Source organism: Streptomyces sp. NPDC033221 (assembly GCF_055577005.1).
The window spans coordinates 115,611-130,058 of sequence record NZ_JBVIQN010000011.1 but is presented as its reverse complement, the minus strand read 5'-3'; the positions used below and the strand labels follow the sequence as shown (position 1 = coordinate 130,058).

Here is a 14,448-nt window from a genome sequence, read left to right as displayed (position 1 = left end):
TCAGAGCCGGCCTGTCCGCTGCATTACCGCCACGTCGCCGGCGGCGCCGACGAGGCCGTACACGGCCTTGGGGTGGCGTTTGCGTGTGTCGTCCAGGGCCTGTTCGGGCTTGCCGCCGTCGTGCAGTTCCACGGCGACGTAATCAGGGTCGATGCCCTGGGTGTCCCCTATCCAGAAGACCCGGGTGCGGTCGGTCAGCCGGGAGATGGGTTTTATGTCGGCCTCGACCGTGGCGCCGTTGGGGATACGTTCCAGCAGGCGTTCGGCGGCCGTCGCGGACGGCGGTTTGCGGTAGGTGCCGGCCTCGGTGAGGCGGGCGAGCGGCAGCGTGGTGGTCAGGGCCAGCGCGGCGGCCAGGACGGCGGCGGGCAGGTGGTGGGCGTAGGCGCGGAGCCAGGAGCGCGTGGAGACCAGCGTCCGCGGCAGGGCGTCGGCCAGGGCCAGGAAGACCACCGGCATCAGGACGGCGTTGTAGTGCCAGTCGATGCCCCAGTAGTGCGGCTCGTGGGAGACGAACCGCCAGCCGAGGGTGGGCAGTGCGGCCAGCAGCAGGGGGGAGCGCAGCGCGAGCAGGCCGGTGGTGGGCAGCAGGAGCCAGAGCACGGTGCGTACGGCGGTGTCCAGCGGGATGCGGGGGGCCGGGCCGCCGTCGCCGCTGAGTTTGTTCCAGTAGTCGTACGAGCCGGAGCCGTTGAAGCCGGGGATGATCACGCCGAGGGTGATGGCGGTGGCGGCGAGGCCGAAGACGACCAGCCCGACGGCGAGCGGCACGGCGCGCCGTGCGCGCACCAGGACCAGCGCGCCGATGACGGCGGCGGTCACCCCCAAATCCTCCTTGACCAGGACGAGCGGCGCCGCCCAGCACACGGCCGCGGTCCAGCGCCCGCGCAGTAGCGCTTCGAGTGCGAAGGCGATCAGCGGTACGGCGAAGGCGATCTCGTGGAAGTCGAAGTCGACGGCCTTCTGCAGTCCCCAGGACAGTCCGTACGCGACGCCGACGGCCAGGCCCCGGCCCTGTCCCAGGAACCGGACGGCGGTCCGGGTCACCGGTACGGCGGAGATCGCGAAGAGGAAGGCCTGGGCGAACAGGAGGGTCAGGGCGGTGGGGAAGACGCGGTAGAGCGGGGCGAGCAGGACCAGTACGGGGCTGAAGTGGTCGCCGAGGATGTTGGTGCCCGGGCCCTTGAGGTCGGCGACGGGGGCCCGTAGATGCGCGTAGGCCCGTACGGCCTGCTCGAATATGCCGAGGTCCCAGGAGGACGTCGACATCGAGCGGAAGCGCAGCACGGAGATCGTGGCGAAGAGGACGAAGAAGGCCGCGGCGGTCCAGTAGGGGAGCAGACGCGGGCCGAGCAGGTCGGCGGTCCGGGTGCGGAGGCGGCCGGGGGCCGGGGCGCGGTCGTCCCCGGTGACGGGCACGGGCGACGTCCTGCCGCTGGTCGCGGTTGCTGCGGCCGTGTCCATGGGCGTCCTTACTCTCAACTTCCGAAAAGATATCCGAGGCCGTTGAACCGGCCGGTATTGTTCACCTGTTTTGAGATGGGATGTCCCTCTTGCTCCGGATACGGACCGCGTCATCGCCCCGCGTCAGGACCCTTCCCGGCACCCGCCGCGGCGGCACCGTCGCCGCGGCCGGCCTGGCCGCGCTGCTCGCCCTCACCGGCTGCACACCCGGCGGCAGGGGCGGCGGTACGGAAGAAGACGGTGGCGCGGCGCCGAACGTTCCGGCCACCGCCGGCACCGCGCTGCACGCCGTCGGGACGCTCACCGTCAAGGGCCGCGCCCCCAAGACCGGATACGCCCGCGACCGCTTCGGCACGGCCTGGGCCGACACGGACGGCAACCACTGCGGAACGCGCGACGACATCCTCAAGCGGGACCTGACGTCGGTGCGGTTCACCGACGGGCACTGCAAGGTCGCCTCCGGGACGCTGACGAAGGACCCGTACACCGGCCAGGCGGTCCAGTACGAGCGCGGGCGCAGCAAGGTGGACATAGACCACCTCGTGGCACTGTCGGACGCGTGGCAGAAGGGCGCGCAGCAGTGGCCGGGGCGCAAGCGGGTCGCGCTCGCCAACGACCCGCTGAACCTGATCGCCGCCGACTCCTCCGCCAACCGGCAGAAGGGGGACGGGGACGCGGCGACGTGGCTGCCGGCCAACAAGGCGTACCGCTGTGACTACGTGGCGCACCAGGTGGCCGTGAAGAAGAAGTACGGGCTGTGGGTGACGCAGGCCGAGAAGGACGCGATGGGCGAGGTGCTCGGCGGGTGCCCGAAGCTGAAGCTGCCGTCGGGGGGCGGCCCGACGGAGGCGCCGGAACGGTTCGCCGCGAAGTAGCCGGGGTTTCGCGGCGAAGCGGCCGGGGTGGTGACACAGGCTCCAAGACAGGCCGCCGGCCCGGTTCCGCGTAGTGCGGTTCCGGGCCGGCGGCCTGTCGGTGTGTGGGGGCCCCACTCGGGGTGCCGGGTGGTGTCGGGCCGTCAGAGGCCGAGCTGCCAGTGGGTGGCCTTGTGGTCGAAGCCCGGCTGGACCTCCACGTCCAGGGTCTTCGCGCCGGGCGGCACGTCGAAGGCGAAGTCGGCGGTGGCGTTCTTGCCGGCCGTCAGGGTGCCGCTGAAGCCGGTGCCGACCTTGCTGTCGTAGATCCGCTCGGCGGTCTTGCCGTCCTTGCCGGCCCGCGCCTCGACGAGCACCAGGTCCGCGGCCACGTCCTTGCTGCCCTTGTTCTCCAGGCGCACGGTGACCTTGTAGGACTTGTTGCCCTGCTCGTGGCCCGCGGAGGCCTCCTCGGCGGTGTAGGGGCTCGGCTTGGAGACGGTCACGTTCAGGCCGGTGCCGTAGACGGCGGTGGCGCCGCCCTTGTAGTCCTTCGCGGACGTGCCGCCGCCGTCCTTGGGCTTGGCCTCCGCGTCCTGCAGCGACTTGTTGACCTCCTTCACCGCGCTGTCGACCACGGACACCGTGATCACCAGGCCGACCACCGACGCGATCAGCGCGAGGACACCGAAGACCGTGCCGGTGACGGCCACGCCCTTGTTGGTGGCCTGCCCGCGCCTGGCCCTGCCGAGCCCCACCAGGCCGAAGATCAGGGCCAGCAGGCCGAGGATGCCGGCCAGCCAGAAGAGCAGCGGGATCAGACCGCTGAGCGTGCCGATGATGCCGAGGACGAGGGCGGCGATGCCCAGTCCGTTGCGTGCCTGCTGCGGTGCCATGCCCTGCGGGGCCTGCGGGTGGTGCATCTGGTGCGACATGGAGATACGGCCCCTTCCGGGCGTGGATCGGGAGTGCGGCGGTTCGGCGCGCGGCGGCGCACCGCGCGCCGGAGTGAACCGGCTCCGCCGTGTGAACCGGTAGTGCGGTGGGTCAATAACAACATCAGCTGTGAACCGAGTCAACAGGTATACATCCTTCAAAGGAATTCACGCCGTGAAGGGGGTGATGCGACATCCCTGGGTATGCTCGGCGACACACGCAGGTGAGGGGCGATCGGACGGGAGCCAGCCAGGTGCCGGAGAGAGCAGCAGCGACGGAGAAAGGGCCGGCCGACGGCGCCGCGGCCGGCCATGCGACGGAGGTCACCGCCGCCGGCATCGCCCGGCTGGCCGGTGTCGGCCGGGCCGCCGTCAGCAACTGGCGCCGCCGGCACGCCGGTTTCCCCAAGCCGGTCGGCGGCACGGAGACCAGCCCCACCTTCGCCCTCGCAGACGTCGAGCAGTGGCTGCGCGCGCAGGGCAAACTCGCCGAGGTGCCGCTGCGCGAACGGGTCTGGCAGCAGCTCGTCTCGCACCCGGCCGGCGCCGCCACCGCCCTGCGGCACGCCGGCGCCGTCCTGCTGTTCGTCCGCGACCGGCCCTCCGCCTGGCGGCAGCTGAACGAGGCCGCCGACGACACCGAACTGGCCGGGATGCTGCCCGCCATCCTCGAATCGGTGCTCGCCGCCCACCTGGGCCGCCACCACCCCGTACACGGCCTGACCCGCGACGCGCTCCTGCCGTCCGCCGCCCTGGTGCGGGCCACCGCGGAACTCGCCGCCGGCGAGGACGGCGCCGTACCGGCCTTCGAGTTCCTGCTGGGCCGTCACCTGGACGCCAACCCCCGGCAGTACACCCTCACCCCGCCCGGCCCGGCCGGGCTGATGGCCGCGCTGGCCGGTCCGGCCCGTACCGTCCTGGACCCGGCGAGCGGCACCGGCAGCCTCCTCGACGCCGCCGGGGACGCCGAGGAGCTGTACGGGCAGGAGGCCGACCCGGACCTGGCCGCGCTCACCGCGCTGCGCCTGGCCCTGCACGCCCCCGGCGCACAGGTGCGCGTACACGCCGCCGACACCCTGCGCGCCGACGCCTTCCCGCAGCTCGCCGCCGACGCCGTCCTCGCCCACCCGCCGTTCAACGAACGCAACTGGGGCCACGACGAACTGGCCTACGACCCGCGCTGGGAGTACGGCTTCCCGGCCCGTACGGAATCCGAACTGGCGTGGGTGCAGCACGCGCTGGCCCGGCTGCGGGAGGGCGGCACCGCCATCCTGCTGATGCCGCCCGCCGCCGCCTCCCGCCGCTCCGGCCGCCGCATCCGCGCCGACCTGCTGCGCCGCGGTGCCCTGCGCGCCGTCATCGCCCTGCCCGCCGGGGCGGCACCGCCGTACGGCATCCCGCTGCACCTGTGGGTGCTGCGCCGGCCGGGCGCCGCCGCCCCGCTCTCGCCGCACCTCCTCGTCGTCGACACCGCCTCCCTCACCGCGGGCGGCGCCCCCGGCCGGGACAAGCCGGACTGGCAGGCCGTGCGGACCACCGCGCTGGAGGCCTGGGAAGCGTTCGACCGGGACGGCGGGGTCGCGGAACAGCCCGGCGTACGGCGCTCGCTGGCCGCCATCGACCTGCTCGGTGACGATGTGGACCTCGCCCCGGCCCGCCACCTGCCGCCCCCGTCGGCCGCCGGCGGCCTCGCCGAACTGGCCGGCGTCCGCGAACGGCTGGTTACCACCCTGTCCCGTACGGCCGAACTGACCCCGGACACGGCGGGCGGCCCCGACGCCGCGCCCGCCCGCTGGCCGCTGACCACCATCGGTGAACTCGCCCGCGCCGGCGCCCTCGTGCTGCGCGCCGGCGGCCCCGGCACCGCGACCGCGGACACCGCGCCCGCCGTCCTCACCGAGCACGACGTCATCGGCGGTACGGCGCCCAGCGGCGCACTGCCCGAGAGCGCCGGGCCCGCCGAGGAGCCCGTGCTCGTGGCGGCCGGGGACGTCGTCGTACCCGTCCTGGGCGGCGGCGCCGTCGCCCGCGTCATCGACGCGGCCACGGCGGGCGCGGCTCTCGGCCGCAACCTCTTCCTCCTGCGGCCCGACCCGGCCGCGCTGGACCCGTGGTTCCTCGCCGGATTCCTGCGCGGCACCGCCAACACCCGGCAGGCCAGCAGCTACGCGTCCACCGCCACCCGCCTGGACGTCCGCCGCCTCCAGCTCCCGCGGCTGCCGCTGGCCGACCAGCTCCGCTACGGACGGCGCTTTCGCGAACTGGCCGCCTTCGAGGAGAACCTGCGGCTCGCCGCCCGGCTGGGCGAGCAGCTCGTCCAGGGGCTCCACGACGGCCTGACGGACGGTTCGGTGACGCCCGGCTGATTTCCTACAACCCCGGCGGCCCCAGCGGTGTCGTATATACGCTCGATCACACGCATCCGAGCCTGACCCGGCACCGCACTCCACCGCACCGCGCCGGGCGTTGATCCGTCAGGAGCAGTAATGCACGGCCCCGCCCCGGCACCACCGCCGCACCGTCCCGCGGCGCACCGCCCCGCGCCGCACCGGACGGTCGTCCTGCTGCGGGTGGCCTTCGTGGCGCTGGCCGTGCTCAGCCTCGGCTTCCTGGCCTGGGGGACGATGCTGCGCGCCGCGCTCGTGCAGCGCCGGCCGCTGGGCTGGTGGCTGTTCGGCGCCGACCTGGCCCTCGTCTTCACCGCGATCATGGTCGGCGGCGGCCAGGAAGAGGACTCCTGGCAGTCGAACCTCTGCGTGGCGCTGATCCTCCTCCAGATGGCCGGCGCCGTCGTGTACTTCCTCCTCGTCGACGGGCGCGCCCAGCGCGTCGCGCCCGCCCGGCCGACGTACGGGACGGCCGGGGCCGGGTACGGCGCGGGGGCCGAATACGGCGCGACGGGGGCGGGGTACGGCTATCCGGGACCGGATGGCGCTGGGTACGGCTATCCGGGGACGGACGGTGCGGGGTACGGCTACCCCGGGCCGGCCGGTCCGGGGTACGGCCATCCCGGTGCGGACAGCGCCGGATACGGCTATCCCGGGCCGGCCCGGTTCCAGGCGCCTGCCCCCGCAGCGGCAGCCATGCCGCCCGCCCCGAACCCGTACGCCGGAGCGCAGCCGCCGGCGCAGGGCCCTGAACCGCTGCCCCAGGACTGGCCCTACGCCCAGACCCACACACAGGGCGCCTTCCAGCCTCAGCCCCAGCCCCCGGCACAGCCCACACCGCCCCGCCCGCAGCCCGCCGCCCCTTACGCGGCCCAGCCCCAGCGCATCGACCGGGTGCGCGCCGAACTGGACGAGCTGAGCGACTACCTCCGCAAGGAGGAGGGGCGTTGAACGGACGCGTCGTCGCCGAGCGCTACGAACTCTCCGCGCTGCTCGGCCAGGGCGGCATGGGCCAGGTCTGGATCGCCTACGACCGCCGCCTCGACCGCCGCGTCGGCGTCAAACTGCTGCGCCCCGACCGGGTCTCCGGCACACCCGACGCGGAGGAGATGCGCCGCCGCTTCGTCCGCGAGTGCCGCGTCACCGCGCAGGTCGACCACCCCGGCCTGGTCACCGTCCACGACGCGGGCAGCGACGGCGACGACCTCTACCTGGTCATGCAGTACGTCGAGGGCGCCGACCTCGCCGACCACCTGGCCGAGCACGACCCGTACCCCTGGCCGTGGGCGGTCAGTGTCGCGGCGCAGCTGTGCGCCGTGCTGGCGTCCGTGCACGCCGTGCCGATCATCCACCGCGACCTGAAGCCGCGGAACGTGATGGTCAAGCCGGACGGCACCCTCACCGTCCTGGACCTCGGCATCGCCGCCGCCCTGGACACCGACACCACCCGTCTGACCAGCACCGGATCGCCCATCGGCAGCCCCGCCTACATGGCGCCGGAGCAGGCGATGGGCGGCACGGTCGGCCCGTACACGGACCTGTACGCGCTCGGTGTGCTGCTGCACGAGCTGCTCAGCGGTGAGGTGCCGTTCGCCGGTTCCACCGCCCTGGGCGTGCTCCACCGCCACCTGTACGAGCCGCCCGTCCCGGTGCGCCGCCTGCGGGCCGACGTCCCCGAGCAGCTGGAGGCGCTCGTCCTGCGGCTGCTCGGCAAGGACCCGCAGGAGCGGCCCGCCGACGCGCAGGAGGTCTACCAGGCGCTGGTGCCGCTGCTGCCCACCGCGTCCCAGGGCCGGGCCGGTACGGGCGCGCCGATGGACCCGACCCGGCCGTTCCTGCACCCGCATGCGCCGTGGCCGGACCGCGCGGCGGCGCCCGCGGCCCCGCGACCGGCCGCGGCCGTGCCCGCCGCGGCGCAGCAGCCTTCCGTGCCGCAGCCGGCCGCCGCGGCACCCGCGGCCGCCTTCGCCCCGCCGCCCCCGTTCCCGCCCCCGGGCGCCGACCCGCGGCTGTCCGCCGGAGCCGCCGGGGCCGTGGACCCCCGGTCCTCGGGCACCGGCGGCCCCGATGTCGCCGCGGCCGTGGACGAGGTCAAACGCCTCCTGGACCAGGGCCGCATCACCCACGCCGTGGACATCCTCGGCGGCATCCTGCCGGCCGCCGCGGCCCGGCACGGCGCCCACTCACCGGTCGTACGGACCCTGCGCAAGCAGTACGCGGCCACCCTCATGGACGACGGCCAGTACCGCCGGGCCCTTCCGGAACTGCGTGCCCTGGCGGCGGAATTCGCGCAGGACACCGGCCCGGGTGCGGCCCGGCAGGCGCTCCAGTTCCACTACGAGGCCGCGCAGTGCCTGGAGCAACTGGGCGAGGTGACGCAGGCGCTGGACGAGTACCGGGCCCTGCTGCCGCGCTTCGAGCGCTATCCGGACGACCCCATGCGGCCCCTGGAGATCCGGCGGTCCATCGGCCATCTGCTGCTCGCCCTCGGGGAGCGCGGCGCCGCCCACGAGGCGCTGTCCCGCCTCCTGCACGACGCGGAACGGCTGCACGGCCCGCACGCCGCCTTCCCGGCGGAGGTCCGCCGCACCCTGTACTGGCTCGGGCAGGTACGCGGCTGACCCGGGGAAGGGGACCGGGGACGCCGGGGAAGGAAGCCGGAAGAGAAACCGCCTTCCGGGCAACTCGTTGGTCGAATCAGTGGCCCGGATCACGCGGACTCTTTAGCATCGGCATCGATCAACGCCAGGTTGGAAGAGCCGCACGTCGCCGCACCGTTCGTCGCACCCGCCAGGAGGCTTGATGTTCCGCCGTAGGACCGCGCTTCCCGTTTCCGCCGCTGCCGCTCTGCTGGCCGCACCCCTGCTCACCGCCTGCGGCACGGACGCGCGTCCGGGTGCCGCGGCCGTCGTGGACGGGCAGCGGATCACCGTCTCGCAGCTCCAGTCGCGGGTACGGGACGTACGCACCGCCCAGGAGAAGTCCCCGCAGGCCGCCCAACTGGTCGAGAACACCGGGAAACTGGGGCCCGCCACCCTCAACGGAATGATCTTCGACCGGGTCCTGGAGCGCGGCGCGAAGGACGCCGGGGTCACCGTCTCCCGGCGCGATGTGCAGCAGTGGCGCGCGGCGGCCGAGCGCAGCGCGGGCGGCGCCGGCCGGCTCAGGGAGATGTGGCTCCAGCAGGCCATCGCGCCGGGCGAGATCGACGCCGTGGTCCGCAACCAGCTCCTGCTGGACGGTGTCGCCAAGAGCATCGGAGCCGACCGCGGGCAGCCGCAGGGCCAGCAGCGGCTCGCCGACGCGCTCGCCAAGACGTCCCGGAAGATGAGCATCGACGTCAATCCGCGCTACGGGAAGTGGGACGACGGGCAGGTCGTCCTCGGCGGGACGAAGGAGCCGTGGGTCCGGGACGCGACGAAGGCGGGGCAGCAGCAGACCTGAGCCGGACCGGGGGCGGGGCGCGTACGGCTCGTACGCGCACCCCTCGTCATGGCCCCGGCCGGGCGGCCGTCCTGTCGGTGCCGTGCGTTACGTTCGTCGGGTGAACGCTGACGCCACCGACGCCCCCGGCACACCGCAGGCCCCCGCCCCCGGCCGGCTGGTCCTGCTCACGACCAGCCACCGGGTCGCGCCCGGCCTGCTGTCCTGGCCCGCGTGGCGGACGCTGCGCGCCGCCGGCCGCGTGCTGTGCGCCGACGACGCCCATCCGCAGCTCCCGTATCTGCGCGAGGCGGGCGTCGCGGTCGAGGCAGCCGTGCCCGACGCCCGTGAGCTGGTGGAGTTCTGCCGGTCCGGGGACCGTACGGCCGTCGTGATCACCTCCGCCGACGGCGACTCGGAGCTGACCGACGGCCTGGCCCGGATGGCCGGCTCCGGCCGGGAGACCATGCCGGACCTGGAGCTGCTGCCCGGCTCGTACGACCTGCCCGGCGCCCGGCTGCTCGACCTCGTCCAGATCATGGACCGGATCCGCCGCGCATGCCCGTGGAGCGGGGTGCGCACCCACGAGGACCTGGCGAAGTACGGCATCGAGGAGATGTACGAGCTGGTCGAGGCCATCGAGGAGGGCGACCGGGAGACGCTGCGCGAGGAGCTGGGCGACGTACTCCTCCAGGTCGTCTTCCACGCCCGGATCGCCCAGGACGACCCGGACGAGCCGTTCTCCGTCGACGACGTGGCGGGCACGATCGTGGAGAAGCTGATCAACCGCCACCCGCACATCTTCGGCGAGGACGAGGCCGACACCGCGGAGGACGTGAAGGCCCACTGGCTGCGCCGGAAGGCGGACGAGAAGCGCCGTTCGTCCGTCACCGAAGGCATCCCGCTCGGCCAGCCCGCCCTGGCGCTCGCCGGGAAGCTGGCCTCCCGGGCGCGGACGGCGGGCATCGACGCGCTCCCGGCGGGCGACGGCTTCGGATACGAACTCCTCGCCCTCGCCGTACAGGCCGAAGCCTCCGGCACGGACCCGGAGACCGCGCTGCGCGCCGCCGCCCGCACCTACCGGGACGCGATCCGGTCCGCCGAGGAGGCCGCCTCCGGCGCCGCGGACTGAGCGCGGGACCCGCGGGCGCGCAGCCGTTCGGCCGTCCAGACGGCGGCCACGGCCGCGCCCAGCGCCGCGCCCACGGCGCACACCCCACCCCAGCCGGCCGCGCCCCACACCGCCGAGGTGAGCGCCGAGCCGGCCGCGCCGCCGACGAAGTAGCTCGTCATATAGGCGGAGTTGAGGCGGTTACGGGCTTCGGGGCGCACCGCGTAGACCAGGTTCTGGTTGCTGATGTGCACCGCCTGCACCGCCGCGTCCAGTACGACCACCCCGGCCAGCAGGGCCGCCAGCGACCAGGCGCCGCCCGCGCCGCCTGCGGCCAGCAGCGCCCACGAGCCGAGCAGCAGGAATCCGCCCGCACCGGTGACCCGGTGGGCCAGCCCCCGGTCGGCGAGCCGCCCGGCGGCCGAGGCAGACAGTGAACCGGCCGCGCCCACCAGGCCCAGCAGCCCGATCGCCGATTCCGACCACCCGTAGGAGGGGCCGGACATCAGGAAGGCCATCGCCGTCCACAGCACACTGAACGCGGCGAAGGACAGTGCGCCCAGCGCGGCCCGCCAGCGCAGCACCGGCTCCTGGACGAAGAGGGCGAGCGTGGAGCGGATCAGCGCGGGGTAGCGCAGCCCGGTGCCGGTGTGCAGGGCGGGCAGCCGGAGCCGCAGCAGGACGGCCATCAGCAGCATCAGGGCGGCGTTGACCCAGTAGACGGTGCGCCAGCCGCCGAGGTCGGCCAGCAGCCCGGCCGCCGTACGGGCCAGCAGGATGCCCAGCAGCAGCCCGGTCATGACGGTGCCGACCGTACGCCCGCGCTCGGCGGGCGGCGCGAGGGACGCCGCGTACGGGACGACGACCTGGGCGGCGACGGAGGTCAGACCGGTGAGGGCGGTGCCGATCAGCAGCACCGTGCCGTTGGGGGCGCTCGCCGTCACGGTCAGGAAGGCGGCGGTGGCGGCGGTCAGGCCCACCGCCAGCCGCCGCCGGTTCACCAGGTCACCGAGGGGGACGAGGAACAGCAGCCCGAGGCCGTAACCGACCTGCGCGACGGTCACCACCAGCGCCGCGGTGGCGGCGCCAAGGTGCAGGTCGCTGCCGATGACGTCCAGCAGCGGCTGGGCGAAGTAGTTGCCCGCGACCGACAGGCCGGTCGCCACGGACATCAGCAGCAGCGTGCCGCGCCCCAGCCCCCGCTGCCCCTCTTCCTGGGAAGCCATCAGATCCCTTTCCGTACGACGCGCCACCCCGTTGGTGTTGCTCTGTCCCTCAGCTTCCGCCGCCGTCCGTTGATGAGTCCAACACATAGTTGTCATGGCATTCATCGCGGAACGCGATCGACCGGTGGCGCCGGCCGCTGGCTACGCTCGCCGCATGGAGCTGCAACAGATGCGGTACGTGGTCGCGGTCGCCGAAACGGGCGGCTTCACCCGCGCCGCCGAGCGCTGCCACGTCGTGCAGTCCGCGCTCAGCCACCAGATCGCCCGCCTGGAGAAGGAGCTGGGCGCCCGGCTCTTCGACCGTACGAGCCGCAGCGTGCGGCTGACCACCGCGGGGGAGGCGTTCGTGCCGGTCGCCCGGCAGGCGCTGGAGGCGGCCGAGCGGGCCCGCGCCGAGGTGGAGGCGGCGGTCGGCGAGGTGCGCGGCCGCCTCGCCGTGGGCGCGATCTCCACCGTCGCGGCCGTCGACCTGGCGCGCGAGCTGGGCGCCTACCGCGCCCGCCACCCGAAGGTCCGGATCAGCCTGCGCATGGAGATGAGCGAGCAGCTGATCGAGCAGGTCCGGCAGGGCACGCTGGACGTCGCCTTCGTCGGCCTGGTGCCCGGCGCCCGCAGTCAGGGCGTCCGGGAGCGGGCACTGGCCCACGGCGAGCTGGTCGCCGTCGTGGCGCCGGACCATCCGCTGGCGGGCCGGGAGTGGACGGACCTGCGGCGGCTGGCCCAGGAGACCTTCGTGGACTTCACGGCCGGTTCGGCGGCGCGCCGCCAGCGGGAGGAGGCGTTCCGCGCGGCGGGCCTGACGAGCGAGGTGGCCTTCGAGGTGACCACGGTGGAGTTCCTGGCCAAGCTGGTACGGGCCGGGCTGGGCATCGGCATGGTGCCGCAGGCGTTCGCCGCGGAGCTGACCGGCCTGAGCGTGGTGCGGGTGCGCAACGCGCCCGTCCGGGTCGAGCGCGTCGTCTGGAACCGGCTCGGCCCGTCCCCGGCGGCCGCCGCCTTCCTGGACGCGCTGGGCGTGGACCCCGCCGAGCCGGACCCGGGGCCCGCCGTCCGGGGGACATGAGCCGTACGCCACGCCGCTGACCTGCGCTTACGTCTCCATACCGGTTCCGTGGGCGGGTGCCGCGGCGGCCCGCGCATCGTCCCCGCCCGCCCGGGTACCCGGGTCGAATGACAGCAACGACCGCTTCGACCACACCGGCCCTGGACGGCACGTCCGTCCAGCAGGCCGTGGATTTCACGCGGGACATGGTCGTCGGCACCGGCCCGCTGATCGTCGGAATCGTCATCGTCGTGGGCCTGATCCTCGCCGTGGTCTACGGCCGGCGCCGCCGGGACCGCGAGCCCGACCCGCCCGAGCCGGAGACCCAGCCGACCCCGCCCAAGAACCCGACCGGGTACGAGAGCGAGCTGCGCGACCCGAACGAGGTGCCGCGCGACGGCGACCACCGGCTGACCCCGCACGAACTGCCCGATTACGGCAACGCCCCCACCCGGCACGGCGACGACCAGGACCGGGAGCGCAAGCGCTGGCAGGACGGGCACAGCGGGTCCTTCGGCAGCGGTTAACGTCGAGGGGTGCGCCCGCAGACACCCTTCCCCTCCGACGAGCGGCCCGCTGACCCTTCCGGGGCCGAGGCCGCCTGCCCCGTGACCGGTCGCGGCCCGGCGGCCGCTCCGCCCTGTCCCGAGCTGTTCACGTGGGAGTTCGCCTCCGACCCGTACCCGGCGTACGCCTGGCTGCGCGAGCACGCGCCGGTGCACCGTACGCGGCTGCCCAGCGGCGTCGAGGCCTGGCTGGTGACCCGCTACGCGGACGCCCGGCAGGCGCTCGCCGACACCCGGCTGTCGAAGAACCCGGTGCACCACAGCGCGGCCGCGCACGGCAAGGGCAAGGTCGGCATCCCCGGTGAGCGCGGCGCGAACCTGATGACGCACCTGCTCAACATCGACCCGCCGGACCACACCCGGCTGCGCCGGCTGGTCTCCAAGGCGTTTACCCCGCGCCGCATCGCCCGGTTCGCGCCCCGCGTACAGGAACTGACCGACGCGTTCATCGACTCCTTCGCGGAGCGCGGCGAGGCCGACCTCATCCACGAGTTCGCCTTCCCGCTGCCCATCTACGCCATCTGCGACCTGCTCGGCGTCCCGCGCGAGGACCAGGACGACTTCCGGGACTGGGCCGGGATGATGATCCGGCACGGCCAGGGGCCGCGCGGCGGCGTCGCCCGGTCGGTGAAGAAGATGCGCGGCTACCTCGCCGAGCTGATCCACCGCAAGCGCGAGACCCTCGGCGACGAGGGCGACGACGACCTCATCTCCGGCCTGATCCGGGCCTCCGACCACGGCGAGCACCTGACCGAGAACGAGGCCGCCGCGATGGCCTTCATCCTGCTCTTCGCCGGCTTCGAGACCACCGTCAACCTCATCGGCAACGGCGTGTACCAGCTGCTGCGCCACCCCGCCCAGCGCGAACTCCTCCAGAAGGCCGCCCAGGCGGGCGACGACGGGCTGCTCGCCACCGGCGTGGAGGAGCTGCTGCGCTACGACGGCCCGGTCGAGCTGGCCACCTGGCGCTTCGCCACCCGGGACCTCACCATCGGCGGGCAGCGGATCGCCGAGGGCGACCCGGTCCTGGTCGTCCTGGCCGCCGCCGACCGGGACCCGGAGCGCTTCGCCGGGCCCGACGTCCTGGACCTGTCCCGCCGCGACAACCAGCACCTCGGATACGGCCACGGCATCCACTACTGCCTGGGCGCGCCGCTGGCCCGCCTCGAAGGCCAGACCGCGATGGCCACCCTGCTGACCCGGCTGCCGGACCTGCGGCTCGGCGCGGAGCCGGACGAGCTGCGCTGGCGCGGCGGGCTGATCATGCGGGGGCTGCGGGCCCTGCCGGTGGAGTTCACGCCCGTACGGAAGTGACGTCACGTCAGGCCGTGACCTGGGCGTGATCTCCGCTACACCGGCTTGTGACGAGCGGGCGGCCCCGCTACCTTCATCCGTTTGAAAGGCCGGGGCGGGCGGCGCGGCAGCGCACGGGCCACACCG

Annotated in this window: 12 protein-coding genes; 9 read left to right on the top strand and 3 right to left on the bottom strand. The window is 74.1% G+C overall.

What is annotated here, in order from left to right; genetic code table 11:
- Positions 1–1,464 (bottom strand): DUF2079 domain-containing protein, encoded by a 1,464-nt coding sequence (locus ACZ53K_RS17165; protein WP_468836772.1) that lies wholly within the window; start codon positions 1,462–1,464, stop codon positions 1–3.
- A gap of 80 nt (positions 1,465–1,544) precedes the next feature.
- Here ACZ53K_RS17165 and ACZ53K_RS17160 point away from each other — a divergent pair, with 80 nt between their 5' ends.
- Positions 1,545–2,339, top strand: a complete 795-nt coding sequence (locus ACZ53K_RS17160) for an HNH endonuclease family protein (protein ID WP_468836770.1) — start codon at positions 1,545–1,547, stop codon at positions 2,337–2,339.
- 143 nt (positions 2,340–2,482) lie between these two features.
- Here the strand turns inward: ACZ53K_RS17160 and ACZ53K_RS17155 are convergent, their stop codons facing one another.
- Positions 2,483–3,253 (bottom strand): DUF4190 domain-containing protein, encoded by a 771-nt coding sequence (locus ACZ53K_RS17155; RefSeq protein WP_468836768.1) that lies wholly within the window; start codon positions 3,251–3,253, stop codon positions 2,483–2,485.
- A 254-nt stretch (positions 3,254–3,507) separates the two neighbouring features.
- Here ACZ53K_RS17155 and ACZ53K_RS17150 point away from each other — a divergent pair, with 254 nt between their 5' ends.
- The 5 genes from ACZ53K_RS17150 (at position 3,508) to ACZ53K_RS17130 (ending at position 10,195) form a co-directional block, all read left to right on the top strand.
- A complete protein-coding gene (locus ACZ53K_RS17150; RefSeq protein ID WP_468836766.1) occupies positions 3,508–5,619 on the top strand; it encodes an N-6 DNA methylase in 2,112 nt (703 codons plus the stop codon).
- A 120-nt stretch (positions 5,620–5,739) separates the two neighbouring features.
- Positions 5,740–6,591, top strand: coding sequence for a hypothetical protein (locus ACZ53K_RS17145; RefSeq protein WP_468836764.1), 852 nt, complete (start codon positions 5,740–5,742; stop codon positions 6,589–6,591).
- Positions 6,588–8,261 carry a protein kinase domain-containing protein gene (locus ACZ53K_RS17140; protein WP_468836762.1) on the top strand — a complete coding sequence of 558 codons (1,674 nt, stop codon included), beginning with the start codon at positions 6,588–6,590 and terminating at the stop codon, positions 8,259–8,261. Before ACZ53K_RS17145 ends, ACZ53K_RS17140 begins: the two co-directional genes overlap by 4 nt.
- A gap of 181 nt (positions 8,262–8,442) precedes the next feature.
- On the top strand, positions 8,443–9,084 hold the full coding sequence (locus tag ACZ53K_RS17135; protein ID WP_468836760.1) for a SurA N-terminal domain-containing protein: 642 nt from the start codon (positions 8,443–8,445) through the stop codon (positions 9,082–9,084).
- 100 nt (positions 9,085–9,184) lie between these two features.
- Positions 9,185–10,195: a nucleoside triphosphate pyrophosphohydrolase gene (locus ACZ53K_RS17130; protein ID WP_468836758.1), complete on the top strand. Its 1,011-nt coding sequence runs from the start codon at positions 9,185–9,187 to the stop codon at positions 10,193–10,195.
- Here ACZ53K_RS17130 and ACZ53K_RS17125 read toward each other — a convergent pair.
- On the bottom strand, positions 10,141–11,400 hold the full coding sequence (locus ACZ53K_RS17125) for an MFS transporter (protein WP_468836756.1): 1,260 nt from the start codon (positions 11,398–11,400) through the stop codon (positions 10,141–10,143). The genes ACZ53K_RS17130 and ACZ53K_RS17125 overlap by 55 nt on opposite strands.
- A gap of 154 nt (positions 11,401–11,554) precedes the next feature.
- Here ACZ53K_RS17125 and ACZ53K_RS17120 point away from each other — a divergent pair, with 154 nt between their 5' ends.
- From ACZ53K_RS17120 to ACZ53K_RS17110, 3 genes are all read left to right on the top strand, one after another.
- Positions 11,555–12,463 carry a LysR family transcriptional regulator gene (locus tag ACZ53K_RS17120; protein WP_468836754.1) on the top strand — a complete coding sequence of 303 codons (909 nt, stop codon included), beginning with the start codon at positions 11,555–11,557 and terminating at the stop codon, positions 12,461–12,463.
- Positions 12,464–12,570: 107 nt separating this feature from the next.
- Positions 12,571–12,969: a DUF6479 family protein gene (locus tag ACZ53K_RS17115; RefSeq protein ID WP_468836752.1), complete on the top strand. Its 399-nt coding sequence runs from the start codon at positions 12,571–12,573 to the stop codon at positions 12,967–12,969.
- A gap of 81 nt (positions 12,970–13,050) precedes the next feature.
- Positions 13,051–14,322, top strand: a complete 1,272-nt coding sequence (locus ACZ53K_RS17110) for a cytochrome P450 family protein (RefSeq protein WP_468837051.1) — start codon at positions 13,051–13,053, stop codon at positions 14,320–14,322.
- The last annotated feature ends 126 nt before the right edge of the window (positions 14,323–14,448 follow it).

Excerpts from the sequence above, each read along its gene's own strand:
- ACZ53K_RS17165 (WP_468836772.1), bottom strand. The coding sequence starts at position 1,464 with ATGGACACGGCCGCAGCAACCGCGACCAGCGGCAGGACGTCGCCCGTG.
- ACZ53K_RS17160 (WP_468836770.1), top strand. The coding sequence starts at position 1,545 with ATGTCCCTCTTGCTCCGGATACGGACCGCGTCATCGCCCCGCGTCAGG.
- ACZ53K_RS17155 (WP_468836768.1), bottom strand. The coding sequence starts at position 3,253 with ATGTCGCACCAGATGCACCACCCGCAGGCCCCGCAGGGCATGGCACCG.
- ACZ53K_RS17145 (WP_468836764.1), top strand. The coding sequence starts at position 5,740 with ATGCACGGCCCCGCCCCGGCACCACCGCCGCACCGTCCCGCGGCGCAC.
- ACZ53K_RS17135 (WP_468836760.1), top strand. The coding sequence starts at position 8,443 with ATGTTCCGCCGTAGGACCGCGCTTCCCGTTTCCGCCGCTGCCGCTCTG.
- ACZ53K_RS17125 (WP_468836756.1), bottom strand. The coding sequence starts at position 11,400 with ATGGCTTCCCAGGAAGAGGGGCAGCGGGGGCTGGGGCGCGGCACGCTG.
- ACZ53K_RS17120 (WP_468836754.1), top strand. The coding sequence starts at position 11,555 with ATGGAGCTGCAACAGATGCGGTACGTGGTCGCGGTCGCCGAAACGGGC.
- ACZ53K_RS17115 (WP_468836752.1), top strand. The coding sequence starts at position 12,571 with ATGACAGCAACGACCGCTTCGACCACACCGGCCCTGGACGGCACGTCC.